Source organism: Herbaspirillum sp. CAH-3 (genome assembly GCF_009668275.1).
Taxonomy (GTDB): Bacteria; Pseudomonadota; Gammaproteobacteria; order Burkholderiales; family Burkholderiaceae_D; genus Herbaspirillum; species Herbaspirillum aquaticum.
Genome location: NZ_VSWE01000002.1, coordinates 173555 through 198869 on the forward strand (window position 1 = coordinate 173555; position 25315 = coordinate 198869).

The following is a 25315-nucleotide window of genomic DNA, read 5'->3' on the forward strand; positions in this document are numbered from 1 at the left end:
GCCAGAAGCCACCCGGCCCGGTCCGCCATCGCATCCGCACCACAACATTTAATGTTTTACATTGCATAATGTTTCCGCCAGGCTATTTTGGTCTATCCTTGTCCGGCAAGGGTTTGCGGATTGCGTTGCCGTAACGGCATACCATGTTTCTTGATTTTGATATGGTCGCCGTGGCGGTGCGCTCCTAGAATCGAGCGCATGGCAGGGCGGCGTTACCGAACGGCAAGGGCTGGCATTGGTCTTGCTGTGGGCATCAGGGGGCACACCGGACGGCTGGGGAAAGTCCGTCTTCGCGGGGGCCATACACAACATGGTGGGATGGGAAGAAGCAAATGATCAAGAACATACGTATCGGCTCGCGCCTGGGGGCGGGATTCGCCGTGGTGCTGGTGTTTTCCATGGTGGTGGCGGCGGTGGGCATCTGGCGCCTCAAGACGGTGGCGCAGCAGACGCAGCAGATGATGGACGTGCCGCTGAAGACCGAACGCCTGGTCTCGCAATGGAACACGCTGCTGCTCATCGCCATCCAGCGCACCACTACCGTGGTCAAGAGCCGCGATCCCGAACTGGAAGCCTTCCTGGCCAAGGAAGCCGCTGCCTCCAGCAAGGAGTCCGCGCAGACCCTGAAGGACGTCGAGCAACTGCTCACCAGCGAGGAAGAGAAGAAGCTCTTCGCGGCCATCAACGCGGCGCGCAAGCAGTTCCTTGCCATCCGCGACCAGATCTATGCCGCCAAGAAGGAGGGTGATGCCGCCAAGGTGGACCAACTCTACCAGCAGCAATACGTGGGCATCGCCAACAATACCCAGGGAGCGATGCGCTCCTTGCTGGATTTCGAACGGGCGCGCATCGATGAGATCTCTGCCGACATCCAGAGCGATGCGGCCAGCAGCCAGTGGCAGATCTTCGCACTGGAAGCCGTGATCCTCGCCTGCGGCATTGCCTTCGCGCTGCTGCTCACGCGCAGCATCACCCGCCCGGTGCACGCGGCGCTGGCCATTTCGCAGCGCGTGGCCGCCGGCGACCTGACCTCGCGTGCCCAGCCCATGGGCCAGGATGAACTGGGCCAGCTGGTGGCCTCGCTGCAGGGCATGAGCGAACGCCTGCATGGCGTGGTTTCCACCGTGCGCCTGGGGGCCGACAGCATTGCAGTGGCCTCCGGTGAGATCGCCAATGGCAACCTCGACCTTTCGGCCCGCACTGAAGAGCAGGCCGGTGCGCTCGAAGAGACGGCTGCCTCCATCGAGCAGCTTACCTCCAGCGTGCGCACCAATTCCGAGAACGCCCACCAGGCCAATGACCTGGTCAAGTCGGCCGCTTCCATCGCGGGGCAGGGTGGCCAGGTGATGCAGGAGCTCATCGACACCATGGGCAACATCAATGCCTCTTCGCGCAAGATCGTCGACATCATCGGCGTGATCGATGGCATCGCCTTCCAGACCAACATCCTCGCACTCAACGCGGCCGTGGAAGCAGCGCGTGCGGGCGAGCAGGGCCGTGGCTTCGCGGTGGTGGCTTCCGAAGTGCGCGCCCTGGCGCAGCGCTCGGCCTCGGCCGCCAAGGAGATCAAGCAGTTGATCGATGATTCGGTGTCCAAGGTCGATGCCGGCAGCGCACTGGTGGAACGGGCCGGCAAGACCATGCAGGAAGTGGTGGGCAGCGTGCAGGGCGCGCATGCGCTGGTAGGCGACATCAGCACGGCCAGCCGCGAGCAGGCCGAAGGCATCCACCAGGTCAACCAGGCCGTGGGGCAGATGGACGGGGTCACCCAGCAGAATGCGGCATTGGTGGAGCAGGCGGCTGCAGCAGCGAAGTCGCTGGAAGACCAGGCGGCGCAATTGAAGCGCGCCGTGGCCTTCTTCGCCTTGCAGGCAGCGTAGGCCGATCGGGCGCAGCGGGAAATATCGGAGGGGGCCGCAGCATGCTGCAGCCCTTTTCATGCAGGCTCAGGAACGATCAGAAAGAATCAGGCCGCCTTGAGAAATTCCGGCCCGAAATCCATCAGCACGTCGCGCACCAGCGTGGCCGTGCTCTGGCAGCCCAGCTTGTCCTTGACGCTGGCGCGATGCACGTCCACCGTCTTGACGCTGATGTTGAGGTCGCGTGCGATGAGCTTGCTGGACTGGCCCATGATGACCTTCTCCAGGATTTCGCGTTCGCGTGCGGTGAGGGTCTTGAGGCGCGCCTTGAGCTGCTGGCGGCGCTCGCGGGCCTGCATGTTGCCGGCCACGTTCTTGAGCGTCATCTGGATGCGCTCCAGCATCTGTTGCGAGTTGTAGGGTTTTTCCAGGAAGTCGACCGCGCCATTGTGCAGGGCGCGCACCGACATGGGAATGTCGCCATGGCCCGAGACGAAGATCACGGGGATGTCGGCGCCGATTTCCTTCAAGCGATCCTGCAGCTGGAAGCCGCTGATTTCAGGCATGCGCACGTCCAGGATCAGGCAGGACAGGCTGTTGGCGTCATAGGCCTTCAAGAAGGCCTCGGGGCCATCGAAGCATTCGGTCCGGATATTGACCGAGCTCAGCAGCCAGGCCAGCGAAGTCCGAACGGCTTCATCATCATCGACGATGTAGACCACCGGCGGGTTGGTTTCCATCTGCACTCCTCGTCTCGTCAAAATGGTGCCGGCTTGCACCGGCGCTATTTCCGACCCTCTCGATTTCTTGATGGACTGGTCGGCACAAATCAACACGTCATGCTTTGACTTATGCAAAAAGCAGGCCTGAAATTCTTGGGATCAGCGACACTGTAACACCCCCATCCGGACGATGGTCTAGGTATTTTTACCTAGATCGTCTGCCGCAATCCCCTGTGGGGCGGGCGTGTGGCACGGATTGCCCGCACCATGGGCATGCCTTAACCTGCTGTCATCGAGCGCCGTGCTTCATCGGCGTGCATAACAGGGAGATCCCATGAGCACCACCGCCATCCAAAAAGAAACGCCCGCCGCACCTGTGGTGCGCGCGCCCCTTGCCCCCGAGCAACTGGAATTCCGCAATGCCATGGCACACCTGCCGGCCGCCGTGTCCATCATCACCACCGATGGCGAAGGCGGCCGTTGCGGCATCACCGCCTCGGCCGTCTGTTCGGTGACCGATACGCCGCCCACGATCCTGGTCTGCATCAATCGTGGCAGCGCCATGCATGACGTGTTCAAGAAGAATGGCCGACTGTGCGTCAACGTGCTCTCGGACGAGCTGGAACAACTGGCCATGCACTTCTCCGGTGCCACCAAGGTCCCGATGGAAGAGCGCTTCGGCTGGGATATCTGGGAAGAACCCGGCGAACTGGGGCAGCCGGTGCTGGCCGATGCGCTGGTCAAGCTGCAGGGACGCATCCGCGAATTCAAGGAAGTGGGTACGCACTCGGTGATGTTCGTGGAGCTGGCCGAGGTCAAGGTCAATGAGAAGAAGGACAGCCTCATTTATTTCAATCGGCTGTTCCACAAGGTCAAGCGTACGGCGCTCTGAGATTCTTTCCTTGGGGTTAAAGATGAATGCCGTTCAGCGTAATGCTGAACGGCATTCATGCTTTCCGGGGGTGTTTGTTTCGTTTAAAAAAAACCGTTCGGACTGAGTAGCCGCGCAGCGGCGTATCGAAGGCGCTCCCCTCTGTGCGCCTTCGATACGCGGCCAAGCCGCTACTCAGTCCGAACGGTTGTCTGAAAAAAAGAAAATGGAGAGAAGGTAAAGCAGTGCTCAGAGATCCAGCACCAGCATCCCCGACCTGGCCCGCGAGACACAGGTGCAGATCTGGTCATTGGCCGCCTTCTCCTTCTTGGAGAGGCAATTGTCGCGATGATCCGGCTCGCCCTCCAGCAGCGGCACCACGCAGGTGCCGCAGATGCCTTCCCGGCAGGAGGTATCGATGACGATGCCCTCGCGCGCCAGGATATCGACGATGGGAATGCCCACCGGGATCTGCACTACCTTGCCCGAGCTGGCCAGCTTCACTTCGAAGGCGCCATCGCCGCCGGCAGCACCGTCGCCAGAAGCGGCCGGGGCCACCGGTGCAGCGAAGTGTTCCAGGTGGATGGCATCCTCGCTGCGGCTGGCCGCGGCACACTTGACCACCGCATCCATGAAGGGGGCGGGGCCGCAGGTGTAGACGTGGGCTTCCCTGCTGCCGGCTTCCAGGCAGGCCGTCAGGTAATGCTCCATCTGCGCCGGCATGACCGCGTAGTGGAAACGCACCTGCGCGGCGAAGGGCGCGTTTTCCAGCAGGTCGGCAAAGGCCGCGTGTTCGCGCGCGCGCACGAAGTAATGCAGCGTGAAAGGTTTCTGTTCGGCCCACAGGCGATAGGCCATGGCCAAGAGCGGCGTCACGCCGATGCCCGCGCCAAAGAGCAGGTGTTCCGGTGCGCTGGCATCGAGGGCGAAGAGATTGCGGGGCGTGCCCACTTCCAGTTCCGTGCCGGCCCGTACGGCATCGTGCAGGGCCGCTGAACCGCCCCGCGAGGCGGGTTCACGCTTGACCGCAATGGTGTAGCCGCAGCGGTCTTTGAGCGGGCCGCACAGCGAGTATTGGCGCATGATCCCAGTCGGCCCGGTGACGTCGATGTGGGCCCCCGGCTCGTAAGCCGGCAGCGGGGCGCCATCGGCGCGCACCAGGCGGAAGGAACGGATGTCGCCGGTTTCGTCGGTAACGGTGTCTACGATCAGTTTCATGAGGCCAATACTCGTCGGTTCATTTCAATTGCGAATGGGCGCTGCGCGCTCAGAGCAGGAAGCCCAGGGCGTTGAGGCTGTCCATGGAGTTGATCAGGCGGATCACCTTCTGCTCGATCTTCGGACCCTGGGGCGTGAAGCGCAGGCGATGCGTGACGTTGGCCACGAACATCGTATGCTGCTGGCGCTTGTAGCCCACCAGGACCTGCGCCGAGGTGATCTCCACCAGCTCCTCCGACAAGTGCACCGGCACGAAGCGCGAAACGGTACGCACGGTCGCTGCCGCATCCACGGCCGACATCGCGTGACCCGAGGTCAGGCGCTCGATGCGGATCTTGCGCATGTGGGCATTGTCGTAGGCGTAGTTCAGCGTGGCTGCGTAGTCGGTGGTGTCGGGATCGATGGGCACCACGTAGTAGCCATCGGCGGTCCACAGGGCTTGCCAGGCGGCATAGTCCTTCTTGTCCAGCAGTTCAGCTTCTTTCCAGATGAAGGCGATGGCACGCGCCATGGGCGCGGGGATGCCTTGCAGGGTGTCTTGTTGGTTCATGGTGATCATTTCTCCATCATCTTTTTCCACATGGCATAGGCTTCGCGCATGCCGGTTTCATCGGTCGAGTGCGACACCTTGTCGCCGTTGTCGTCCACCCATTCGCGGTTCAGGCCACGGTTGACCAGGATGGGCGCATCGCGGCCGGCGTGCGAACCGGCCTGCACGCGTTCCCAGGCTTCGGCATCGTCGGGGCTGCCGAAACCGAACGGACCCTGGAAGTGCTCGTGGATGCGCAGGCGTTCGCGGTTGGCGATCTCGGGGCCGCCGTCCATGCCCAGGGCCACGTGGCGGATCTGGGTCTCGCCCACCGACACCGGATGCAGCACCCGGAAGAAGGACATCGACATGGCCACGTTGGGGAACAGGTTCAGGTTGAAGCCGGCGCCGTGCAGCGAGCGCACGATGCGGCGCACCTGTTCGGGCGGCATGGTCTTGGAGAGTTCTTCGGTGACGTGGGCGAAGCGCTCCTGCAGTTGTTCGCTGCCATCGTCCACATCCAGGTCCACGTGTTCCGGCACCATGATCATGACGCTGTGGCCATTGCCCAGCGAGCGGGTGATGGACTGGTCATCGGTCATGAAGGAGAGCATCTCGGAGGTCTCTTCATCGACCGACGACAGGAAGGTCTTGTGCACCACCGGGAAGTGATAGCCGTCGGTGGTGTTCTCCAGCTGGATCTTCCAGTTGCCCTTGAAGCTGAACTTGTGCTCGCCCTGAACCTTCACGGGGAAGCCTGCGCCCTGCTTCATGAACAGGTCGATCCACTTCTTGGCATGGCCGAGGAAGTCAGACAGCGGTTCGATCTCCTGGTTGAAGGAGGCGAAGATCATGCCGTTGTAGCTTTCCGCACGCAGGCTCTGCAGGGGCAGGTCGGCCTTCTCGATGACGTCTTCGTAGCCTTCCGGATAGGGCAGGCCGCGCAGCTTGCCGTCCAGGCCATAGGACCAGCTGTGGTAAGGACAGGTGAAACCGGTGGCATTGCCCTTGTGCTTTTCGCAGACGGTGGCGCCACGGTGGCGGCAGCGATTTTCCAGCACGTTGATCTTGCCGGTCTTGTCGCGCACCACGATCACCGGCTGGCGGCCGATCTGGGCGGTCTTGAAGTCGCCCGGATTCTTGATCTCGCTTTCATGGGCGACCCAGATCCAGGTCTTGTAGAAGATCTTGTCCATCTCCGCTTCGAAGATGGCCGGATCGGTGTAGAGCGAAGGGTCCACCACCGCATCCTGTACCAGGTCGGCATAGGATGAATCGGTCTTGCGCGGGTGGAAGCGTAGCGGTGCGTTCATGGCTTTCTCCAGTGGCTTGCAGTCGTTGTCAGTGTTGATGTGGCGAGCTTGATGCGGTCAATGCGTGATCCGCGTGGTGGTCATTGCCGTTGCTTGAGTACCTGTTCCAGGTGCAGGCCCAGTGCGCAGATGCGTTCGTCATCCCCCTTGCGGCCAACCAGTTGCAGTCCGGCCTTGAGCGGGCTGCCGGCAATCGCCACCGGGATGCTCAGGGCCGGATGGCCGGACAGGTTGAAGGGCCGCACCAGCGAGGACAGCATCAGCACCGAGGTACCCTGGCGGATCGCCTCCAGCGTCGGCGGCAGCGACGGCAGGGTCGGCAGCAGCAGCGCATCGGCGTCAGTCAGCGCGGCGTCGACTTCGGCGCTGAAGGCCGCACGCACGGCTTCGGCCTGGGCCACGGCTTCATCGGTGGTGGCGGCTGCGGCCGCCAGGCGCTTCTCGATATCGGCGCCCAGTTTGCCCAGGCCGAGCAGGTGGCCGAAGGCGTCATGCGTCTCTCGGTTGATGAGGGTCATGCCGGCCTCGAAGGCGGCCTGCATGTACTGCGGGGTCCAGGCGTCGCCCGTCCAGCCGCTGGCGGCGAAGGCGGCGGCCACTGCTTGCGCGATCCCGGGATCGGCCTGCACCGTCACCAGTTTGACGCGGGCCTGTGCTGCCGCTGCGGTAGCGGCAGCGCGGTCAAAACCGGGCGCGATGCTGGCCATGGCGCTGATGATGAGGTCCATGCTGCGCGCAAAGGGGCCTACGCAATCCAGGCTGCTTACCGCCGGATAGGCGCCGGCGCGGCTGACGCGGCCGAAGGTCGGCTTGAAACCAATCACGCCGCAGCAGGCCGCGGGCAGGCGGATCGAGCCGCCGGTATCGCTGCCGATGGACACATCCACCAGCCCCGCGCCCACGGCCGAGGCCGAGCCGCTGGAAGAACCGCCGGTCATGCGGCTGGCATCCTGCGGATTGACGGCAGTGCCGTTCCAGTCATTGATGCCGGTCATGCCATAGGCCAGCTCGTGCATGTTGGCACGTGCGGTGATCTGCCAGCCGGCGTCGAGCAGCTTCCTGACCACGTCGGCGTGGGCCGTGGCCGGCGGCGCATCGGCCAGGGCGGCGCTGCCACCGCAAGTGGGCTGGCCGGCGATGTCGATGCAATCCTTGATGGCCACCGTGGGGCCGCTGCCGCCGAGGTGAAAACGCGAGAGCAGGGCGTGGCCGGTGCCGGGGACGGTGCGCGGGGAAGTGTGGCTCATCCTGCCGCTCCCAGGCAGGCAATGCGGGCCTGTTGCTGCAGGGCGGCGAGGGCCGCCTGGCCGTTGCGCTTGCGCGGCGTCGGCGAGGGAGATGAAGAAATTGGCTGAGGGCTCATCGCGCATCCGTTCAAATGGGGCCGACCAGGCTGGCAATCCACGTCGGGCGCGGCATGCAGGCGGTTTCCTTGGCTGATGTGAAGCATTCTAAAAGTCGCCTTAAAATAGATCAAATTGATGTAAAATATTTTTCACATAAGCGGCATGGATAGTGATCGCCGCTTTCCCTGATTTGACTCATCGGGCCCAGGCCCCGCGCGACCCCATCCGGAGACTGCTATGGCGACCTTCAACAACATGGACCTGAACCTGCTGCGCGTCTTCCAGGCCATTGCCGACGAACGCAGCCTGACCCTGGCCGGCAACCGCCTGCACCTGTCGCAGCCCGCTGTGAGCTATGCGCTGGGCCGGCTGCGCCAGATCTTTGACGATCCGCTCTTCATCCGCACCAAGGAGGGCATGCAGCCCACCCCGGCGGCGCTGGAACTGGCCAAGCCCATCAACCGCGCGCTGCAGGCGGTGCAGGATGCGCTGCGCTACACCGAGCGCTTCGACCCGGCCGCCAGCACGCGCGTCTTTCGCGCCTCGATGACGGACGTGGCCGAGATGATGTTCCTGCCGCAGCTGTGCGAACTGCTGACCGCGCAGGCCCCGCATACGCGCCTGCAGGTGGAGCAGGTACCGCCGGCGCACCTGGAAGAAGCGCTGCGCACCGGCCAGCTCGACTTCGCCTTCGGCAACCTGCCGGCGCTCAAGGCGGTGACCTGTCACGAACAGCTGTTCCGCGAAACCTATGTCTGCATGATGCGCAAGCGCCCGGCACTGCCTGCGCGGGAACAACTGGAGCTCGACGAATTCCTGGCGCTCTCGCATGTGCTGGTGGAGTCGGCCGAGAGCAGCCATCACCAGGTCGAGAACGCGTTCCGCAACCTCGGCGTGCAGCGCAAGATCAGCCTGTCGATTCCGCACTTCACGGTGCTGCCGCGCATCCTCGGCAAATCCGACCTGGTGGCCACCGTGCCGGCGCGCATCGCCAAGCTGTTCCACAGCGAGCATCCGGACGTGTTCCTTTCCTATGAGCTGCCGGTCAAGCTGCCGGCGGTGGATATCACCCTGCACTGGCATCCGGCCTTCGATGCCGACGCCGGCAATACCTGGCTGCGCCAGATCGTCATCGACATGCTGCAGAGCTACGGCCGCAGCAGCTGATCCATCTCGCCCCAAAGCAGAAGGCCCGCCACTGCGGCGGGCCGTTCTCTCCTGCGTGCGGGACGGCCACCGGATGTCGGCAGCGGCCGTCCCTCCTCAAGTAGCCCGTTCTCAGAACCGGTGACGCATGCCCAGGCGGACGGCCGTCTGGTTGCCGGTCGACGACTGGATGCCGCCACCGAAGACCGGATAGGCGTTGTAGCCCTTGTCGCGGTCATAGACGGCGCCCACGTAGAGGTCGGTGCGCTTGGAGATCTTGTAGTCCACCGTCGCCACCAGTGCCTGGGCGTTGCCCACGCCCTGGTTGCGCTTCTGGAACTGGTAAGCGGCAGCCAGATCCCACAGCGGCGTCAATGCATAGACCGTGCCCAGTTCATAAGTGGTGGCCTTGGCGCCGGTGCCGGTGTTCTTGACCTGGGTGATCACGCCGAAGGGGGTGAAGGCACCGATCTGGTAACGCGCACCGCCACCGTAGATGCGGGTGGCCGCGCTGCCGGTGCTGTTCTTGATGTCGGTGTAGGCCAGGCCGCCGCTGAAGGCGCCGCTGTCGTACTGGCCGAGGGCGCTGACGGTACGTCCGGCATTGCTGTTGCCCGCCACTTCGCCCATGCCCAGCATGGCGCCAAAGCTGAAACCACCGAGCTTGGCGCTGTTGAACTTGATGGAATTGTTGGTGCGGTCACCGGCATAGATGTGGTTGTTCAAGGCCGTGCCGTGCGCGGCATCGGCGTGCAGGCCCCAGCCGAAGGAGCCGGCCGGCGAGAGTGCGCCCATCGCATACTGGCCACCGATGTTGGCCATGAAGTCGTACTGGCGACCCACGCTGATGGAGCCCAGTTCCTTGCTGCCCAGGCCGACGAAGGACTGGCGGCCGAAGATCAGGCCGCCCTGGCCCAGGCTGCCGTCATCGGCGCCGAAGCCGGTTTCCAGGGTGAAGAAGGCGTTCAAGCCACCGCCCAGGTCTTCGATGCCCTTGAAGCCGATGCGGCTGCCCTGGGCGATGCCGCTGTCCATGCGCAGCAGCGAAGCGCTGCCGCCTCCGGTCTTGGGGGCGTTGGAATAATAGGTCAGGCCCAGATCGATCAGGCCATAGATGGAAACGCTGCTCTGTGCATGTGCCATCCCCGTGCCGGCCGCGAGCAAGGCGGCGGCCAGTAATTTCTTCTTCATGTGACAAGGCTCCCTGTGGTGTTGCAGTGTGATGGTCGCGCAGCGTGCCGGTTGAGTCCGGTGCGCAGCGGCGAACGCAGCCTGGTGCGGTGGAGGTCTGCGTGGCGTGCATGACAAGTCGTCATGTGTGCCCATCATAGGAAGCGCATTTGCGCCAGATCAAATTGATGCAGCGGATAGATGGAATAAGCCCGATTCATGCATGTGGCAGATAAGTCCCCGACTCTCGAATCCGGTGCATGAATCCCCTGGTGGACGGGATAAACGTGCAGAACTTCACCACGCGAGTGCGCGCGATCACCAAGGCGGCGCGCCGTGTGGTGCGGCTAAAGGTATCTTTAGTTGTGGCGTTCCACCAACGGCAGCGTGAAGCAGAAGCGCGTGCCGCAGGTCTCTCCGGGCTGTGCCCAGATATCGCCGCGATGGCGCGCAATGATGTTCTTGCACAGCGCCAATCCGATCCCGTTGCCGCTGACCTTGGAAGAAAAGAAGCCATCGAAGAGCCGCTCGCGATGGCCGGCATCGATGCCGCGTCCCTCGTCGGCCACCGTCAGCAGGGCATTGCCGGCGCTGCGGGCGGTGCTGATGCGCACATGCCTTGCGCCCTCGGGAAAGGCCATCATTTCCTCGATGGCGTTGAAGGCGAGGTTCAAGATCACCTGGCCCACCAGCACCTTCTCGCAGCTCACCACCAGCGGCTGCGTGCCCGGTTCGATGTGCAGGTGTACCTTGCCCTCGGCGGCCTTCATCTCGATGAACCAGCGCACTTCCTCCAGCACGGCATTGAGGTCGATCAGGCCTTCGCTCTGCTCCAGCCGTACCACGTATTCGCGCACGCTCTTGATGATGGTGGCGGCATGGTCGACCTGCCGTCCGGCGCTCTCCAGCCCCCACACGATCTGTCCGGCCTGCTCAAGCAGGGCCTCGCTCTGCTTGAGGCGCAACACCGAGCCTTCGAGGAAATTGCGGATCGCCGCCAGCGGTTGCGACAGCTCGTGCGCGATGGCCGTGGCCATCTCGCCCATGGCATTGTGGCGCGCCAGGTATTCCAGCGAGGCCTGGTCGCGGCGGCGCGCTTCCTCCGCCTCGACCTGGTCGGTGATGTCGTGGAAGTGCAGCAGGTGGCCCTTGAGGTCGTTCTCGATCTCGATGTAGCGGCACACCGCATGATGCCAGCGCACCGCTCCATCCTTGCGCAGGATCTGGTAGCGCAGCGGGAAGCTGATCGCATCCGGCAGCGCTAGCGTGAGCAGTTCCAGCAATTCATCGCGCGACTCCGGCAGGCATTGTTCGACGAAGTTCTTGGGCGGGTTCTGGCCCGGCCGCACGCCCAGCAGCTTGCGCCCGGCGTCGCTCAGGTATTCGATGCCGCCATCCGAACGCAGCACCGTCACGCCTTCGTCGGAGTCCTGCATGAATTCCTTGAGGCGGCTTTCCAGCTTCTTCATCTCGCGCCGGATTTGCTCCTCGCGCGCAATGTCGCGGAACTGCACCATGATCACGTCACGCTCGGTCAGCGGCACCAGCGTGGCAATGGCCTCCGAAAGAATCTCGTCGCCGTTCTTGGCGCGGTAGCACCACTCCACCATGTTGCTGCCGTGGAGCACCGCATCGTGCAGCCACTTGCGGCCGATCTCGCGGCGGTATTCGTGCGACTGCCGGCTCATGTCCGGGGCTTTGAGCGGCAGCAGTTCTTCCAGCGTGAATCCCAGCACCTGGCAGGCCGAGGGATTGGCCCAGAGGATGGACTTGGTCTGGGCGTCGTGCAGGATGATGCACATGGGCAGCGCTTCCATCATGCGGCGGAAATCGTCCAGGCCGAAGCGGATGCTGTCATCCGGCAGGGCAGGGGAAACTGGTGCAGCGGTTTGTTCTGGCATCGCTCGTCTCGGTGATTGCTTCATGATCTGCAGGCCGGTCTCGCCGCCAAGGATGAGTTCACGCATGGAAGTGCGCACCGGCGCTGCTTTGTGAAATGGGTTCTAGGGGTTTTCTTTAGAAAGCTTCACCTATTCCCCTAAAAAAGCTGCAGCGCTCCCGATTGAACCGGGATACGCCGCTCCCTACACTCGACTTCATTCTGATGCAAGCCACCTGGAGAATGCAATGTCCGTGATGGAGAACCCGGCCGCGCTGGCCGCCCGTGAAGAAGACGCCCTGGTCCCGCTGCTGGCCGAGATCCGCGCGCGCCGCGAGGAATTCGCCGCGCAACGTTTCGTGCCCAAGGATTTCATCGCGCAGTTGAAGAAGGTCGGCGTCTATCGCGCCGCCACCCCGCAATGCTTCGGCGGCAGCGGCCTCTCGCCGATGGGTTTCCTGCAGATGATCGAACGCATTTCCGTCGCCGACGCTTCGGTCGGCTGGGTCGCCAGCTTCGGTTCGGCCTCGGTCTACCTGGCCGCCCTGCCCAAGGAAACGCAAGCCAAGCTCTACGCCAAGGGCCCGGACCTGACCTTCGCCGGTGGCCTGTTCCCGCTGCAGCCGGCCGAGCAGGTCGAGGGCGGCTGGATGGTCAACGGTACCTGGAAATTCGGTAGCGGCTGCAAGGGCGCCGATATGCTGGGCGTGGGTATCGGCGCGGCCGTGCCTGGGCAGGCTGGCTCCAAGCCGCGCACCGCCGTGCTGCCGCCGGAGCAGGTCGAGATCATCGACAACTGGGACGTGATGGGCCTGGTCGGCACCGGCAGCCATGACCTCAAGGTCAGCCAGCAATTCGTCCCCGAGGAGTGGACCTTCATTCGTGGCGGCGTGCCCACCATCGATGAACCGCTGTATCGCTATCCGACCATCGCCTATGCGGCGCAGGTGCTGGCCGTGGTGAACCTGGGCGTGGGACGCGCCGCCATCGACGAGATCAACCAGATGTCCGGCGGCCGCGTGGCCATTACCGGTGCGCCCAAGCTGGCCGACCGTTCCTATGTGCGCATCGAGGTGGCCAAGGCCGAAGCGAAATTGCGTTCGGCGCGCGCCTTCCTCTACGACGCCACCAGCGAAGTCTGGCATTCCATCCTCGCCGGCAATCCCGTCACGCCCGAGCAGGTCAGCCTGCTGCGCCTGACCGCCGTCGAAATTGCCAAGGTCGGCAATGAAGTCACGCAGGCCATGTTCGGCCTGGCCGGCACCACTGCCATCTACAGCAACCACCCGCTGCAGCGCTACCTGCGCGATGCCGCCGTGGTCAAGCAGCACGCCTTCCTGGGCGAGGGCATCTATGACGGTGCCGGTGCGGTCACGCTGGGCGTGCCGCCGATGCCGGGCTTCCTGTAAGCCGCTGCGTCCTTTCTCTTTTTTGATTTCCAAGTTTTCAGCCCGGAGCCCTCATGAGCCAAGTCCCAAGCAATGATAAAGAACCGCTGCGCGTCCTCTTCTGTGTCGGCGTGACGCAAAACTTCTTCGACCTTCCCGCCACCGAGACCGGTCCGGTGTGGCAGGCCTATGGCCAGATGATGACGGCGCTGGCCACCATGGACGGCATCAAGGTGCTGGGCACCATGGATGATGACCGCCTCATGGTGGGCAAGTCCGACGATGCCCCGTGGACCTTCTACATCATGGCCGACGTGGCCGACCTCGATACGGTGGTAGCGGCCTGCAACCTGTTCCGTACCACCATGGTCGGTGAACACCGCCTGTGGAAGTACGGCAAGATCGAAGCCCGCGTGGGCCGTGCCCTGATCATCCAGGGCGGCTGATCATGGACAAGAAGATTGCCCTGGTCACCGGTGCCGCACGCGGCCTCGGTGAAAGCATCGCGCGCAAGATGCACGCGGCCGGCTACAAGGTGGCGCTGGCCGACATCGACCTGGAGCAGGTCTCGGCAGTGGCCGCCAGTCTCGACGTGAGCGGCGCCACCGCCATGCCGCTGGCCCTGGACGTGCGCCGCAAGCCCGACTTCATCGCCGCCTGCGACGCCATCGAACTGCGCTGGGGCGGTGCTGCGGTGCTGGTCAACAATGCCGGCCGTTCACGTGTGGCAGCCTTGATGGAGATCACTCCCGAGGAGTGGGACGAGGTCACCGCCATCAACATGAAAGGCACGTTTCTTGCGTGCCAGGTGTTCGGCAAGCGCTTCGCCGATCGCGGCTACGGACGCATCATCAACATCGCCTCGCTGGCCGGGCAAAACGGCGGTACGGCCACCGGCGCGCACTATGCTGCGGCCAAGGGCGCGGTACTGACGCTGACCAAGGTCTTTGCCCGTGAACTCGCTGGCGCCGGGGTGACCGTCAATGCCATCTCGCCGGGCCCGCTGGACCTGCCGATCGTGCGCGAGATCGTGCCGGCCGACAAGCTGGCCGCGACCATCGCCACCATTCCGGTCAAGACGCTGGGCGAACCCGATTTCATCGCCGATGCGGTCCTGCTGCTGGCCTCGCCCGATGCGGGTTCGGCCACCGGTGCCTGCCTCGACATCAACGGCGGGCTCTACATGCGTTGATGAGGATCGGCCTGGTGCCGATGCCAGATTGCTGTCCAGATCGGTGGCGGCGTGGGGAAGCCCGCCATCATCTCAACCAACAAGGGAGAAACACATGCTGCACAAACGCCTGATTGCCACCGCCGCTACCGCCGTCCTGGCCACTGCCGGTACCCTCGCCAGCGTCGTCGGCAATCTTGCCATGGCCCAGGTCAAGGTCGGGGTCGTCACCTCCTCCACCGGGCCGGTCTCGCTGGTGGGCATTCCGCAAAAGAACACCGTGCCGCTGCTGCCGGCCAAGGCCGGTGACCTGAAGATCGAATACATTTCGCTGGACGACGCCAGCGATCCGACCAAGTCGGTCACCGAAGTCAAGAAACTGATTTCCGAATACAACGTCGATGCCATCATCGGCCCCAGCGGTTCACCCAATGCCATGGGCGTGATCTCCTTTGCGGCCGAAGCCGGCGTGCCCATGCTGGCCCCGGTGGGCACGGCAGCCGTGGTGCTGCCGATGACGGAGCAGAAGAAGTGGGTCTTCAAGACCACCCAGAACGACGACCTCATTGCCAACGCGCTGGTGGCGCAGATGGTCAAGACCAAGGTCAAGACGGTAGGCTTCATCACCATCAACGATCCCTTCGGCGAGAACTGGGCCAAGGTCTTTGGCGAACTGGTCGCCAAGAACAACATCAAGATCGTGGCCAACGAGCGCTACCAGCGCACCGATACGTCGGTCACCGCGCAGACCCTCAAGATTCTCGCGGCCAATCCGGATGCGGTGCTGGTAGCCGCCCCGGGCGCCGCCACCGTGCTGCCGCAGACCACGCTCTATGACCAGGGCTACAAGGGCAAGATGTACCAGACCCACGGCGCGGCCTTGCCGGCCTTCCTGCAGCTGGGCAAGAACAAGGTCGAGGGCACCATTCTCGCGGCCAGCCTGATGCTGGTGCTGCCCGAGATCGCCGACAGCAATCCGTCCAAGAAGGTGGCCACCGACTACATCGAAGCGTACAAGAAGATGTACAACGCCGTGCCTGCCACCTTCGGCGCCAACGTCTATGACGCCGGCCTGCTGCTGGAGAAAGCCATCCCCGTGGCCGCCAAGAAGGCCAAGCCGGGCAGCAAGGAATTCCGCGCCGCCCTGCGCGATGCACTGGAAAACACCAAGGAAGTGGTGGGCACCCAGGGCGTCTACAACATGAGCCCGGCGGACCACAGCGGCTTCGATGAACGCGGGCGCGAACTGATCACCGTCAAGGGTGGCAACTGGACCCTGCTCAAACCGTAAGGCCCTTGCCTGCTGCGCCGGCCCCGGCCTCCACGCCGGGCCGGCGCAGAGCCCCACCTCCACACGCATCCCGAACCTGGCGCGTCGTTCCCGGCTGGATGGCAGCGCGCGCCGGCTCCACAAGGAAGTCGCAATGAATCTCCAAATCGTGGCGCTGCTGGGACAGGACGGCATCACCAACGGCGCCATCTATGCGCTCTTGGCGCTGTCCATCGTCCTGGTCTTTACCGTCACCCGTATCCTCCTGATTCCGCAGGGCGAGTTCGTCTCCTTCGGCGCGCTCACCATGGGCATGATGCAGAACGGCCAGCCGCTCACCGTGGCCTGGCTGCTGGTGGCCATGTGCCTGGGCGCCTGTGCCTTCGATCTCTACGACATGTGGCGCGCCAGCCGCCGCCGGCCCAGCCTGTGGCTGCCGGCCAAGCTGGTGTATGCGGTGGTCGTGGCGGGCCTGGCCCTCAATCTCAATTTCTCCACCTTGCCCATGCTGGCGCAGATCGCCATGACCCTGCTGCTGCTGGTGCCGATGGGCCCGCTGATGTACCGCATGGCCTTCCAGCCCATTGCCTCGGCCTCGCCGCTGGTGCTGCTGATCGTCTCCATCGCCGTTCACGTGGCGCTGGTCGGCGTGGCATTGCTGGTGTTCGGCCCCGAAGGCGCGCGCACGGCGCCCTTCACCGAGGCCAGCCTGGAACTGGGCAGCCTGCGCTTTTCCAGCCAGGCGCTGTGGGTGATCTGCGTATCGCTGCTGCTCATCGTCGGACTGTTCCTGATGTTCGAGCGCACGCTCTATGGCAAGGCCTTGCGCGCTGCTGCGTTGAACCGCATGGGCGCGCGCCTGATGGGCATCTCGCCGGTGTTCGCGGGCAAGGCCATGTTCCTGCTGGCTTCACTCATTGGCGTGATGTCGGGCGTGCTGATCGCCCCCATCACCACCATCTACTATGACTCGGGCTTCCTGATCAGCCTGAAAGGCTTCGTCGGTTCCATCATCGGCGGGCTGGTCAGCTATCCGGTGGCGGCCATCGGCGCACTGGCCATTGGCCTCATCGAATCCTTCTCGACCTTCTGGGCCAGTGCCTACAAGGAAATCATCGTCTTCGTGCTGATCATTCCCATCCTGCTATGGCGTTCCCTGTCGACCCGTCACGTGGAGGAAGAAGAATGAAACCCGCTTCTTCCACTTCGTCCAAACGTCCGGTGGCGCGCTTGTCCTCGCGCGCGGCGCTGGGCCTGTTCGTGGTCCTGCTGGCAGCAGCCCCCTTCGTGCTGCCGCCGTTCACCATGACCTTGTTGAACAACATCGGCCTGGCTTCCCTGGTGGTGCTGGGGCTGGTGCTGCTGACCGGAGTGGCCGGCCTGACCAGCTTCGGGCAGGCGGCCTTCGTCGGTCTGGGAGCCTACTTCTCGGCGGCGCTGTCGGCCAAGATCCTGCCGCTGCCCGATGCGCTGCTGTGGATGCAATCGCCCTGGGTGGCCCTGGTGGTGGCCCTGGTGCTGACGGCCGTGCTGGCGTTTGCCGTGGGCAGCGTCACGCTCAAGCTCTCCGGCCACTACCTGCCGCTGGGCACCATCGCCTGGGGCATCAGCCTGTATTTCATCTTCGGCACGCTGGAGAGCATGGGCGGGCAGACCGGCATGTCGGGCATTCCCTCCATCACGTTCTTCGGCATCGCGCTCAGTTCTGACCGGGCGATGTTTGGCCTGATCTGGGTGGCCGTACTGCTGGGTGTGGCGGCCCTGAGCAATCTGCTGGACTCGCGCGAGGGCCGCGCCATCCGCGCGCTCAAGGGCGGCATCGTGATGGCCGAGGCCATGGGCATCGATACGGCACGCATGCGCATCGTGGTCTTCGTGATCGCTGCCGTCCTGGCAGCCCTGTCGGGCTGGCTGTACGTGCACATGCAACGCTTCGTCAATCCCTCACCCTTCGGGCTGGGCTTCGGCATCGACTACCTCTTCATGGCGGTACTCGGCGGGGCCAGCCATGTGTGGGGCGCGGTGCTGGGCTCCACCTTGATCGTGGTGCTCAAGGAATGGCTGCAGGGCATCCTGCCGGTGGTGCTGGGGCGCTCGGGCAACTTCGAGACCATCGTCTTCGGGCTCCTGATCGTGGTGCTGCTGCAGCGTTCGCGCGATGGGCTGTGGCCTTACCTGGCTCGCCTGGTACCGGTGCGCAGCCGTCGGTTGGAGATCGACCCGCACGCCGAAGCGCTGCCGCGCCGCCCCATGCCTGCGCCGCAGGAGGTGGTGCTGGACGTGCGGGAGGTGACCCGCAAGTTCGGCGGCCTGGTGGCCAACAACAACATGAGCCTGAAAGTGATGGCCGGTGAAGTGCTGGCCCTGATCGGCCCCAATGGTGCGGGCAAGTCCACGCTCTTCAACCAGATTTCCGGTGTCGATACACCGACCTCGGGCAGCGTGCAGTTCCGTGGCCACGAGGTCACCGGTCGCGGTTCGCGCCATATCGCCGGGCTGGGCATGAGCCGCAGCTTCCAGCACGTGCGCCTGATGCCGCGCATGACGGTGCTGGAGAACGTTGCCATCGGCGCCTACCTGCGTGGCCAGCGCGGTGTGCTGTCGTCCATGCTGCGTCTGGATCGCCAGGAAGAGGCGCGCATCCTGGCTGAAGCGGCACGCCAGATCGAACGTGTCGGATTGAAGGCGCAGATGTACGAACAGGCCGGCGCGCTGTCGCTGGGCCAGCAACGCATCCTGGAAATCGCCCGTGCCCTGGCCGCCGATCCCTGCCTGCTGTTGCTGGATGAACCCGCAGCGGGCCTGCGCCTGGGCGAGAAGCAGGCGCTGGGCGACCTGCTGCGCAAGCTGCGCAGCGAGGGCATGGCCATCCTGCTGGTGGAACACGACATGGATTTCGTGATGGAACTGGTGGACCGCATCGTGGTGATGGACTTCGGCCAGAAGATCGCCGAGGGCTTGCCCGAAGAGATCCAGAACAATCGCGCCGTGCTGGAAGCCTATCTGGGCGTGGCCGACGAGGAAGAGGGCGCAGCGGTCGAAGAAGGCGCGGGCAATGCCATCGCAGCAGGAGCACATCATGGGCAATAAGGTATTGGAAGTACGCGACCTGTCGGCGGCCTATGGCCGGGTGCAGGTGCTGTCGGGCATCGACCTGTCGGTGGAGCAGGGCAAGATCGTCACCGTGATCGGCCCCAACGGCGCGGGCAAGACCACGCTGCTCTCGGCCATCATGGGCGTGCTGCCCTCGCGCGGGGCGATGGCCTTTGACGGCACCATCCGCCACTCGCCCGAGGTCGAAGAGATGGTGGCGGCCGGCATGACCCTGGTGCCGGAGAAGCGCGAGCTGTTTTCGGAGATGAACATCGAGGACAACCTGATGCTGGGGGCCTTCCAGCGTTACCGCACCGGCCAGCGTGATTACGCGGCGACGCTGGAGGAAGTCTACACGCTCTTCCCGCGCTTGCGTGAACGCCGCACGCAACAGGCCGGTACGCTCTCGGGCGGCGAGCGCCAGATGCTGGCCGTGGGTCGTGCGCTCATGGCCAAGCCGCGCCTGCTGATGCTGGACGAACCCAGCCTGGGGCTGGCACCGCTGATCGTGCGCGAGATCTTCCGCATCATCGCCGAGCTGCGCCGGCGGGGCGTTTCCATCCTGCTGGTGGAGCAGAACGCGCGCGCCGCGCTGCAGGTGGCCGACTATGGCTACGTTCTGGAGAACGGCGAGATCCGCATGCATGGCCCGGCCAGCCAGCTGGCCCATGACCGCCGCGTGATCGAGGCTTACCTGGGCTTGTCCGGCAAGCACCAGGACAAGCTGGCTGGCTGAACATTTTCCTGATTGATTGAGTGATTGCCATGAGCAACGCAACTTCCCCCTCTGCTGCATCACCTGCTGAACCCTTGCGCATCTGCATCGCCGGTGCCGGCGCCATCGGCGGCACCCTGGCCGTGCGCCTGTCGGCGGCCGGCCACCAGGTCAGCGTACTGGCGCGTGGCCAGACGCTGCAGGCCATCCGCGAGCGCGGCCTGACCCTGCATGACCTGCACGGCACCACGCACGCGCGTCCGGCGGCCAGCCAGTTGCCGGAGTTCGGCATGCAGGACGTCATTTTCCTGTGCGCCAAGAGTCAGGACATGTCAGCCCTGCTGCCCCAGATCGCGCCCATGGTGGGCGAAGAGACGGTGGTGATCCCGACCAACAATGGCGTGCCGTGGTGGTATTTCCACCGCGAGGGCGGGCGCTTCGATGGCGAAACCGTCAAGGCCGTGGACCCGGACGGTGCGCTGTCAAATGCGGTTGCGCTGGACAGGCTCATTGGCAGCGTGCTCTTCATCACGGCCGAGGTCGACAGTCCGGGCGTGATCCGCTCGGTCAATCCGCACCTGATGGTGCTGGGGGAGCCATCCGGGGCGATGAGCGAGCGCCTCATGCGTGTGCGGGCGGCGGTGGAAGCTGCCGGTATCGAAGCCCGCGCCACCGATCGCATTCGCGACAAGCTGTGGACCAAGATCATTGCCAACATCAGCACCAATCCGCTGTCGGTCATCACGCAGGGCACGCTGCAGCAGTTGTACGGCTTGCCCGAGCTGCGCGAGGTGGTCAGCCAGATCATGCGCGAGACCTTGCTGGTGGCTTCCAGCCACGGGGCGCGGGTGGACATCGATCCACTGACCTTCCTGCAGCTGGGCGAGGCCATGGGGGCGTTCCGGACCTCGATGCTGCAGGACCTGGAGCGCGGACGGCCACTGGAGCTGGCGGCCATCGGCGATGCAGTGCTGGAGATGGCCGCGCGTTATGCCATCCCGATGCCGATCACGCGGGCTATCGTATCGCTGGCGCGTTTTCGCGGCGAGGCGGCGCAGCAGCAGACAGGGCAGACAGGACAACAGAGAGCGCAGCAGACACAACAACCGCAGCCGGCGGCACGAGCCGCCTGAGCGCGATCACCTCATTGACGAATTCAGGAGTCAAATCGATGAATATCATGCAATTCAGCTATGGCGCAGATAAGCCATCCCACTGCAGCGACGAAGAATGGGCGCTGCGCATCCAGCTGGCGCACTGTTACCGGCTGGTGGATTACCTGGGCTGGACGGAGATGATCTTCAACCACATCTCGGTGCGCGTGCCGGGGCCGGAGCATCATTACCTGGTCAATCCCTTTGCGCTGAACTACAACGAAGTCACGCCGGCCAACCTGCTCAAGGTCGGGCTGGATGGGCAACTGGCCGAACCGTCGGATTACAAGGCCAACCCGGCGGGGTTTGCGCTGCACAGTGCCATCCATGGTGCGCGTGATGACCTGCGCTGCGTGATCCACACGCATACCACGCCGATCTCGGCGGTGACGATGAAGAAGAGCGGTTTCGAGCACAACGATTTCTATGGGGCGCAATTGTTCGGGCGCATCGGGTATCACGAGTTCGAGGGGATCACGCTGTTTGCGGAGGAGAAGGAGCGCATGCTGCAGAGCCTCGGGGACAAGCACATCCTGGTCTTGCGCAATCACGGGGTGGCGGTGTGCGAGAGCGATATCCAGCGCGCCTTCTTCCTGCTGTGGACGGTGCAGCGGGCGGCCGAGATCCAGGTGGCGGGACGGTCGATGGCGGGCGAGGATCAGCTGTTGCCGGATGCGGTGAGGCAGAAATGTGCGGACCTGACGCAGCAGCTCATTCGCAATGACGGGTTTGCGGTGATTTTCTTTGAGGCGATTGTGCGCAAGATGTTGAAGGGGGTTTATCAGGTGGGTTGATCTTGCGAGAGATTAGTGGGACTGGTCCGGGCGGAGCGGGTGCCGCCCAATATGGCCCGGAGCCTAGCGACGGGCCAGTCGGAGAAAACGGTGGGGTATTGCGGTGTTTCAGTACCTTGATTCTTTTTTGATCCTGTTTCCTACTTGAATCCATAGGTCTTTGATGTCTGATAGTTGCGCTTTTTGCTTGCGCTTGACGTTGTCGAAGAAGTCAAAGGCGGTGAAGATGAAGACGCCGGGACGCAGTTCATAAAGCGCGGTATGGCACATGCTGGTAGCTCGATACACCGGGCCGTCGTCGAGATAACAGTCTGACTCGGCAGCGTAAATTTGTATCGGATCGGCCATTAGGGGTGTCATTGGATAGGTGAAGAGGGGGGTAAATGTGTAATAACCGATCTGCTGTTCATCCCGATCGCCCCAACGTTCTTCGTCGGGGACTGTCTCAGCGAAACCCATCGTCCAGATAAAGTCCTTATTGGACGAGATACATAGTTCGCCTAGCCACTTCTTCGTTTTTGTAGAGTGGAAGACGGTGCAGTAGCTATCTGGATAGTCTTTGCTAACTAGTTTCATGTTTTTGGACATGTGCCACGCTTTGGGAAAGCGTAAATCCCGGGTAAGCGCGATTGCCTCATTTCTGGAAAGGACTTGCGAAAAAGCAGGGTCTGCAAATATCGGTAGAAAGGCAAAGAGCAATATTCTGATCGCTTGCATATAAGTTCTTCCGCGGTCGGTGTTGGGCTTTGCGCCGGAGATGCGATTTTTTGTGGTCCGCAGCACTCTCTCGTCCGTCTGCTTCTTCATTTTGGGTTAGATCTCCCCTCGATCTTTTTGCCGACATGAATCCATAGATTTCTAATGTCCGAGATTCGCGCCTTCTGTTTGCGCCTTACATCATCGGAGAGATGAAATATGCTGTAAATGAACACGCCCTCGCGGAGTTGGTAATAGGCGCTGTGACAGGTGTTGGTAGGTCTATAGCCGATTCCATCCCCCAAATTACAGTCAATTTCCGCGGCATAATTCTTGATGGGGTGGGTAATGAATGGCGTCATCGGATAGATGAACATCGGGGTGACGTTCCAATAGCCGATCTCTTCTTTGCTGCGGTCACCCCAATACTCTTCGTCAGGTACTTCGTCCCAGACGCCCACGTCAAAGCGAACTTGTGAGCTGGATGAAATGCAGAAATTCCCTAGCCATTTTCTTCGGTCGGTGGACATCAGAACCGTGCAATATGTGTCGCCAGTACTGCTATTCCATGGAGATGCCTTTTGCGAGATGGTCCACGTCTTTGGAATATTCAGGTCTCTTTTGACCAGATCCAAGTCACTTTGAGACAAAGCCTGAACATCGCCGGAGTTCGTAAAAATAAGAAAAAAAAGGAACACCGATTTCTGGGTTGCTTGCATTTACACTCCATCCATAGTGATTGATTTGGTCCATTGAGTTTCCTTCACGCGTTCAACTAAATTGTTAGGTTCTTGCGTAAGAGGATCTTTTCCGTTGATTGCTATTGCTACCTCTTTGACCAAAGGTTGATCGATAACGAGGGAATTTATTTTCAAATTGATTGTTTTGAATTGGTTATCTCTAGCTCCAGCAGTCCAGTACCATCCGCCCGAATCCACTGCGTTATAAACATTGATCGAAAGTCTTTGCGGGTCCGGGATTTTCGGTGCCTTTTTGGGCTCGGATGGTTTCCACCAAGTTGTTGCAAATGAGGTGGGTGAGAGCCATCCTCGATATACCCAATACTTGGCGTAGTTCTCTCTCCCCGTCAGTTGCTTGATCCCACGCCCTCTGAACTTGGGCCCATCTTCGGGCTCGATGTTGCCAAGCTTCCCCGACAGATACTTGAGATAGCCCGGTTTCTCGGGGGCATAGAACCCCGCATCCTCCGGCTGAAAACTCTCATGCGTCGGTTTCCTGGCAAAACTGACCGCCCCCTCCGCCATGATCACCAGGTACATGCATTCCACCGCCGCCTCACCCAGAAAATGTGTCATCCGCACCGGTGAATTGATCAGGTACTTGCGCATCACCTTGTTGAGGTCTTTGCGGTAAGTTTCCCGAATGGAGGCCGGGGTACGCTGGCGTCCCTCTGCCTCCAACGCCTTCAACGGATATTTCTCATCCGGATAGATGCGCGCCAGATCCTTTGCGCTCAGCCACGCACATTTGCGGAAGTGGCGAATGAATTCCTTCGGATGCCAGTGCCAATGAATTCTGGGGAGCTCAGTACCCCCGGGCCAGAAGGCAAGGGCGCTGATATGCGCACGCAAGGCCTCAAAATCCGTATTGCTCAACGGCGTCGGATTTTCCGCCGTGCTGGTCTTCAACCATCCCCAGCGCGCCTCGATCGTGCTGCTCTCCCACTCAGTTGGAAACCGCGCGATGACCCGGCGCAGCTTGTAGGCCATGTCCACCTCGGCCATCCTGGACCTGGCTTCTGCCGGCTGGACACGTCCATCCTTGTCGGTATCGAGCCAGCCCCGGATCGTCCGCGAATCACAGCGGCTATCCTGATCGGTATCGTCATTGATGAGGCGCCACTGCTTCCAGTGCGGGAAATCTGCATCGCTGAACTTGCGGATGTTGGCGGCATTCAGGTTGATCCAGCCTTCTCCGCCGGGATAAGACAGCTTTCTCCAATGGGGCAGGCTGGCGGATGGCAGCTTGTCCGGTCCGATCACGCGGCCAAAGCGCAGCAGTTCATACACGGCGCTCGGGGCAGGGCGCTGCGCTTCGGGACAGGCGTTGGCGATCCGGACCGCATGCTTGTAGAGATCGGCTTCGCCATCCTTTTCCCTGACCGGCGTGCCGGTCCTGGTCCCGTCCATCGCGTAAGTGGTGAGCACCGCTTCTCCGGTGCTGGCGACGTTGCCCTCTGCGCCGGGATAGCGCACGCCCAGGATCATGTCACTGGCGGTGATGTGGACGGCAGAGAGCGCAACCGGGGGATCGGGCTCCTTGTCGCGCGATGGACGGCTTGGTTTTGGTGCTGCCGTCAATGCCTGCGCGGAATGTGCCAGCGGCTGTTTGTCGTAGACCGGCGTCCCGGCAGGGATGTGGAAATGGATTTCGCCAAAGATGACGTCGCTTCGTCCGTCCGACGTGAGCGGCAACGGACCTGAAGCGCGGCCCGTGAGCCTGGCGAGATTCGCATCGTCGCAAATGATCTCGAAGTGCATGCGCCCCATCTCTCCATCGATGTAGCCTACGTTCCCGATGACTTCCTTGCGATGCACGAAGCGATTGACCCGCGCGGCCGGTGCGATGGCATGCAGGTGCATGTAGAGGCTGAAGAAGACGACGCGCGCCTGTTCACCTTCGCCAATCTCGGCTTCATGCCTGATGACGACCACGCCATCGCTGGTGGCACCGTTGTACATGAGAGGATGTTCAGGCGGCAGGTTGGGCAAGCCTTTCGTAGGCGGGCGCACAAAGACGATGGTGCCATCCGCAATGGCCCTGACCGGCTCATGCGCGTTGCCTGTCCTCGGAGCGGTCAGGTGAATCCCGCCGTGCCACCCGAGATTGAAACTGACCGGGAAAGCACCCCGGCCGGGTGCATCGCCATTCATGGCCAGGTCGAGCCATTCGTCTTCGCTCTGTTGCTCCGTGCGCGGCGGCAGGAAAGGGGGACTGATCAGCATGATGTCCTCGTTGAA

22 protein-coding genes are annotated in these 25315 nt (G+C 62.7%); 12 read left to right on the forward strand and 10 right to left on the reverse strand.

The genetic code is table 11. From position 1 onward, the window contains the following. Window positions 1-332 precede the first annotated feature (332 nt). Window positions 333-1880: a methyl-accepting chemotaxis protein gene (locus FYB76_RS03540; protein ID WP_088757090.1), complete on the forward strand. Its 1548-nt coding sequence runs from the start codon at window positions 333-335 to the stop codon at window positions 1878-1880. An 86-nt stretch (window positions 1881-1966) separates the two neighbouring features. On the opposite strand, the gene FYB76_RS03545 is transcribed toward FYB76_RS03540, so the two are convergent. After that, complete coding sequence (locus FYB76_RS03545; RefSeq protein ID WP_034337633.1) at window positions 1967-2599, reverse strand: response regulator transcription factor; 633 nt, start codon at window positions 2597-2599, stop codon at window positions 1967-1969. 316 nt (window positions 2600-2915) lie between these two features. Here FYB76_RS03545 and hpaC point away from each other — a divergent pair, with 316 nt between their 5' ends. Beyond that, window positions 2916-3473, forward strand: coding sequence for a 4-hydroxyphenylacetate 3-monooxygenase, reductase component (gene hpaC / locus FYB76_RS03550; RefSeq protein ID WP_154132717.1), 558 nt, complete (start codon window positions 2916-2918; stop codon window positions 3471-3473). Window positions 3474-3701: 228 nt separating this feature from the next. On the opposite strand, the gene FYB76_RS03555 is transcribed toward hpaC, so the two are convergent. The 4 genes from FYB76_RS03555 to FYB76_RS03570 all read right to left on the reverse strand — a co-directional run bounded on the left by FYB76_RS03555 (window position 3702) and on the right by FYB76_RS03570 (window position 7759). Further along, entirely contained in the window at window positions 3702-4670 is a 969-nt protein-coding gene (locus tag FYB76_RS03555) for a PDR/VanB family oxidoreductase (RefSeq protein ID WP_154132718.1), read from the reverse strand. Window positions 4671-4719: 49 nt separating this feature from the next. After that, the gene (locus tag FYB76_RS03560; RefSeq protein ID WP_154132719.1) at window positions 4720-5220 is read right to left on the reverse strand and encodes an aromatic-ring-hydroxylating dioxygenase subunit beta; all 501 of its coding nucleotides are present in this window, start codon (window positions 5218-5220) and stop codon (window positions 4720-4722) included. 5 nt (window positions 5221-5225) lie between these two features. Then, complete coding sequence (locus FYB76_RS03565) at window positions 5226-6512, reverse strand: Rieske 2Fe-2S domain-containing protein (protein WP_088757094.1); 1287 nt, start codon at window positions 6510-6512, stop codon at window positions 5226-5228. 80 nt (window positions 6513-6592) lie between these two features. Continuing rightward, on the reverse strand, window positions 6593-7759 hold the full coding sequence (locus FYB76_RS03570; protein ID WP_154132720.1) for an amidase: 1167 nt from the start codon (window positions 7757-7759) through the stop codon (window positions 6593-6595). Window positions 7760-8095: 336 nt separating this feature from the next. On the opposite strand from FYB76_RS03570, the gene FYB76_RS03575 reads away from it, so the two are divergent. Beyond that, on the forward strand, window positions 8096-9025 hold the full coding sequence (locus FYB76_RS03575) for a LysR family transcriptional regulator (protein ID WP_088757096.1): 930 nt from the start codon (window positions 8096-8098) through the stop codon (window positions 9023-9025). Window positions 9026-9136: 111 nt separating this feature from the next. Here FYB76_RS03575 and FYB76_RS03580 read toward each other — a convergent pair whose 3' ends face one another. Both FYB76_RS03580 and FYB76_RS03585 read right to left on the reverse strand, forming a co-directional pair. Next, on the reverse strand, window positions 9137-10195 hold the full coding sequence (locus FYB76_RS03580) for a porin (RefSeq protein ID WP_154132721.1): 1059 nt from the start codon (window positions 10193-10195) through the stop codon (window positions 9137-9139). Between the two features lie 338 nt (window positions 10196-10533). Then, on the reverse strand, window positions 10534-12075 hold the full coding sequence (locus FYB76_RS03585; RefSeq protein WP_154132814.1) for an ATP-binding protein: 1542 nt from the start codon (window positions 12073-12075) through the stop codon (window positions 10534-10536). Window positions 12076-12301: 226 nt separating this feature from the next. Here FYB76_RS03585 and FYB76_RS03590 point away from each other — a divergent pair, with 226 nt between their 5' ends. The 9 genes from FYB76_RS03590 to FYB76_RS03630 all read left to right on the forward strand — a co-directional run bounded on the left by FYB76_RS03590 (window position 12302) and on the right by FYB76_RS03630 (window position 21638). Continuing rightward, window positions 12302-13462: an acyl-CoA dehydrogenase family protein gene (locus FYB76_RS03590; RefSeq protein WP_088757098.1), complete on the forward strand. Its 1161-nt coding sequence runs from the start codon at window positions 12302-12304 to the stop codon at window positions 13460-13462. A 53-nt stretch (window positions 13463-13515) separates the two neighbouring features. Beyond that, window positions 13516-13887: a hypothetical protein gene (locus tag FYB76_RS03595; protein ID WP_034334415.1), complete on the forward strand. Its 372-nt coding sequence runs from the start codon at window positions 13516-13518 to the stop codon at window positions 13885-13887. A 2-nt stretch (window positions 13888-13889) separates the two neighbouring features. After that, entirely contained in the window at window positions 13890-14633 is a 744-nt protein-coding gene (locus FYB76_RS03600) for an SDR family NAD(P)-dependent oxidoreductase (RefSeq protein ID WP_088757099.1), read from the forward strand. A gap of 94 nt (window positions 14634-14727) precedes the next feature. Further along, window positions 14728-15903 carry an ABC transporter substrate-binding protein gene (locus FYB76_RS03605; RefSeq protein WP_154132722.1) on the forward strand — a complete coding sequence of 392 codons (1176 nt, stop codon included), beginning with the start codon at window positions 14728-14730 and terminating at the stop codon, window positions 15901-15903. Between the two features lie 133 nt (window positions 15904-16036). Beyond that, window positions 16037-17071: a branched-chain amino acid ABC transporter permease gene (locus tag FYB76_RS03610; protein ID WP_088757101.1), complete on the forward strand. Its 1035-nt coding sequence runs from the start codon at window positions 16037-16039 to the stop codon at window positions 17069-17071. Next, entirely contained in the window at window positions 17068-18972 is a 1905-nt protein-coding gene (locus tag FYB76_RS03615) for an ATP-binding cassette domain-containing protein (protein ID WP_154132723.1), read from the forward strand. Before FYB76_RS03610 ends, FYB76_RS03615 begins: the two co-directional genes overlap by 4 nt. Then, window positions 18962-19711, forward strand: a complete 750-nt coding sequence (locus FYB76_RS03620) for an ABC transporter ATP-binding protein (protein WP_034334426.1) — start codon at window positions 18962-18964, stop codon at window positions 19709-19711. The genes FYB76_RS03615 and FYB76_RS03620 overlap by 11 nt, the downstream gene beginning before the upstream one ends. A 29-nt stretch (window positions 19712-19740) precedes the next feature. Beyond that, the gene (locus tag FYB76_RS03625) at window positions 19741-20823 is read left to right on the forward strand and encodes a ketopantoate reductase family protein (protein WP_154132724.1); all 1083 of its coding nucleotides are present in this window, start codon (window positions 19741-19743) and stop codon (window positions 20821-20823) included. A gap of 38 nt (window positions 20824-20861) precedes the next feature. After that, the gene (locus tag FYB76_RS03630) at window positions 20862-21638 is read left to right on the forward strand and encodes a class II aldolase/adducin family protein (protein WP_034334430.1); all 777 of its coding nucleotides are present in this window, start codon (window positions 20862-20864) and stop codon (window positions 21636-21638) included. 108 nt (window positions 21639-21746) lie between these two features. Here FYB76_RS03630 and FYB76_RS03635 read toward each other — a convergent pair whose 3' ends face one another. The 3 genes from FYB76_RS03635 to FYB76_RS03645 are packed head-to-tail and all read right to left on the reverse strand — an operon-like array spanning window position 21747 to window position 25300. After that, window positions 21747-22445 (reverse strand): hypothetical protein, encoded by a 699-nt coding sequence (locus FYB76_RS03635; protein ID WP_229296864.1) that lies wholly within the window; start codon window positions 22443-22445, stop codon window positions 21747-21749. Further along, entirely contained in the window at window positions 22442-23053 is a 612-nt protein-coding gene (locus FYB76_RS03640; RefSeq protein WP_154132725.1) for a hypothetical protein, read from the reverse strand. The genes FYB76_RS03635 and FYB76_RS03640 overlap by 4 nt, the downstream gene beginning before the upstream one ends. Further along, window positions 23054-25300, reverse strand: coding sequence for a M23 family metallopeptidase (locus FYB76_RS03645; protein ID WP_154132726.1), 2247 nt, complete (start codon window positions 25298-25300; stop codon window positions 23054-23056). It lies immediately after the preceding gene. Between the last annotated feature and the right edge of the window lie 15 nt (window positions 25301-25315).